The organism is Arenimonas malthae CC-JY-1 (genome assembly GCF_000747075.1).
In the GTDB taxonomy this organism is placed as follows: Bacteria; Pseudomonadota; Gammaproteobacteria; order Xanthomonadales; family Xanthomonadaceae; genus Arenimonas; species Arenimonas malthae.
In genome coordinates, this window is sequence record NZ_AVCH01000085.1 from 1 (window position 1) to 3,056 (window position 3,056).

At 58.9% G+C, this 3,056-nt stretch carries 3 protein-coding genes; all 3 read left to right on the forward strand.

What is annotated here, in order from left to right:
- The first annotated feature begins 185 nt into the window (after positions 1-185).
- The 3 genes from N790_RS15510 (at position 186) to N790_RS15895 (ending at position 3,037) form a co-directional block, all read left to right on the forward strand.
- A complete protein-coding gene (locus tag N790_RS15510) occupies positions 186-443 on the forward strand; it encodes a DNA-binding protein (RefSeq protein ID WP_084062651.1) in 258 nt (85 codons plus the stop codon).
- Positions 444-652: 209 nt separating this feature from the next.
- A complete protein-coding gene (locus tag N790_RS15890) occupies positions 653-1,615 on the forward strand; it encodes a PDDEXK family nuclease (RefSeq protein ID WP_156969935.1) in 963 nt (320 codons plus the stop codon).
- A gap of 102 nt (positions 1,616-1,717) precedes the next feature.
- On the forward strand, positions 1,718-3,037 hold the full coding sequence (locus N790_RS15895) for a hypothetical protein (protein ID WP_156969936.1): 1,320 nt from the start codon (positions 1,718-1,720) through the stop codon (positions 3,035-3,037).
- Positions 3,038-3,056: the final 19 nt, after the last annotated feature.

Genomic DNA, 3,056 nt, shown 5'->3' on the forward strand with positions numbered 1-3,056 from the left:
CCGGAGAAGCCGGGGCGATTCAGCTGAGACGCCCGCGGCTCCGGCCACCTCAGCTTGCGTGAGCTGAAGACGCTGACGCTCCCCAGCCAATCGGCGACCGAAATCCTTCTGTTCTTCTTTTGTCATGTTTATTGACGTTTTGTAAGTTCCCTTATAGATTGCAACATACACCCTGGGAACCGGGCATGTCACTACATCGGACCGTCGAAGAGGCTCGGGAATGGTTTGAGGTCACCGGCCAGACCGTTACCCAGTGGGCCCAGGACCACGGGTTCCCAGCTTCGGTGGTCTATGCCCTTCTTTCCGGACGGACGCGCGGCCGACGCGGCAAAGCGCATCGGGCCGCTGTGGCCTTGGGGCTGAAACCCGACATTCGAACCGTTGAGGCTCCGGGCATCGGACGCCAACTCACATCCTCCTCTCGCCTGGAGAGTGGCTCATGACCTGACGCCGACATAGACAGGCGCCAAAAGCGCAACGGCCCAACACAGTTCTCAGGCTGTGCTGGGCCGCTGGAGGTATCGCATGGTGGAACGGTTCGCGCCCCCATTATGCACCTAGCGCTCCCCGGTTCAAGGGGGGACGGCCTCCTGCGCCCCAACATTGAATTGCGCGTGAAACGCGCCGAGCAGGGCTGCTAGAGAGGGTGAGCATGGGCAACAAGCCGGGTGAGCGTCTGAAGCGCTACTACGATCGACAGGGCGTACCCGCCTGGGGAAGGGACTATAGGCCTGCAATCAGGGCAACCCCCCAAGAAGCACCCAGGGTCAGCCGCCCGACGACCCTCTACTCCGCCCTCTTGGGACGAGATGTCCACCTGCTGTCCCAACCGGAAGCGAAGGCCGCCTATCTGGCACTCCACAACCCTGCGCTTTTCGATCTCCATGAACAGCGGATGCTGTCGCCCGCCCCCGCTCCGCACCCCCTCCAGGGCAGCCCCGCCGGAGCCGGCCTTCGCTTCGATCCACTACCCGGGACGGTCGCGGTCGCGGAATCCTTCGGGGCCATCAAGCGCCATCCCAAGGTGTACTACGACTTCGGGGGCGGAGAGTGCGAATGGGTACCGCTCCCCTATATCGGCGACCTGCTGCTATTCCTTCGCGATGATCAGGGGCCCTACTGCGTCAACTGGAACATCAAGCTGACCGAAGCGGACTATCTTCGGCGCGGACCAACAGCATTGGGTCGGGTTAGACGGCGTCCACTCGACCCAGGCGCTGAACTTCGCCACCTCATCGAAGAAAAATACTACGCGGCGGCATCTATCCGGACAGTGCGCGTCACTGCCTCTCAGCTGGATGCGGACCTTATCTCAAACCTGCGCGACCTCTACGGGTGGCACTCCAGGGAGATGATCGCGTCAGAGACGCAACGCCACGCCGTCATTGAAATGATGCGCGAACGCCTGGATGACGAGCGTCCGGCCTACCTTCTTGTGAAGGAGACCGCCAAAGCAACATCCCTGTCGGACTATGACGTTCACGTCGTTCTATACCAAGCCATCTGGCGTCGCGAACTGCGCATTGACCTTTTCTCGCCACTTCTCATGACGAAGCGATTGTCGTCCGAGCGCGAGGATCCGTTCGAGCGCTACGCCTCTTGGTTTGAGCGCTGACCTATGCACATCGGCTGCCAGTTTACTGCGCCCGAGGGTTGTGGTCCGCTCGTCTCGTCAACCACCTATTACCTTCTATGCAATAGATCTGACCTCGACGCGATGACCTTTGCGTGGTTCGCTCGCCAAAAGCACGAGTGGAGAGTTCACCTGATTCGACTTCCGCGTGACAACGTTGAAGCCGCCCTGCGTACGGGACGACTCATAGAATCGCCCACGCAATCCTCTGTCCCGCCTTGGCTCAAAGCTATTGAAGGCGTCTCGATCGACGAATTGGAAACAGGCCGAATAGAATCCGTAAAGTCTTATAGGGAGTACGCCCAGTCTCGACTGGCGACCATTACACCTTTTCTCAACCCGGAATTCGAACTCGCATTCGATGGCGCTGCCAGACCGGAGAGGCTGTTCAAGAAGACCCTCGCTGCGGTATGGGAACCCCAACGCGACGACAATCCGCCTGATACGACAGCTGAGTCGCCTGAATTGACCCAACCGCATAACCCGCCGAACGCTCTTCGAACGCTACTGTGGTACTGCGCATTTAGACTGTTTGGCTGCCAAATTGAATCTTTGATCCCCGCGTTTTCTGGGATAGGCAACTGGTCCAGGGAGAAATGGGTTGGCGACGGCAAACGCCTTGGCCGACCCAACAAGAGTTCGGGGTCGCTCCATGGTCACTCGGCAGTAGCTATAGCCGACAGGATCCAGAACGCCTACGTCCGCAATGTCGACCTAGGCAAGACCATGGTGGCCATTCACGAGAAGGCCTTGCGCGATGAATTTGGCTGCAAAGTCCAGACACTCAGCAACGGACGCAAATCCTGGTTTCATCCTGAAGGCCTAGCGTTTCCTACTTATCAGCAGTTCCGCTACTGGGTGCTGAAGACGTTCAGCCTAGAGGATGTACAAAGAAATCGCTGGGGCGACGCTCGATTCCGTTCGCGCATGGCCGCCACGGTGGGGTCATTTTCGCAAGACAGCGCAAACTACTTGGAAACCGCAGAAGCAGACGTCTACTACATTCCCGAACTTCCGCGACAGGTCCTTTCGCGTGAGCCTGCGCCAGCCCTGCTCGTCTGTCGATTGACAGACATGGTGACCGGAAACATATTTGGCGTTGGATTCTCTTCAGGCGGTGAGAAGGCGGAAGCCTATTCTCTTGCGCAGTTCTGCGCTGTGGTGCCGCGCAACTTGATGGGCCGTATCTTCGGAATCCATCTCACAGATGATGACTGGGTCGGCCGAGGACTTCCATCACGAGGTATCTATGACAGAGGCGCCGGATCCTCCCCCAAAGCCAACGGCGTTGGGCAGGCGGCGTCTCCCATCAAGGAGCTAGCTCCCTCCTGGTCAGGCCAATCAAAAGCAACCGTGGAGTCTTCACATCCGCGCCACACAAATCTAGAAGGTGAGCCGACATGAATCGCCCCGGCTTCTCCGG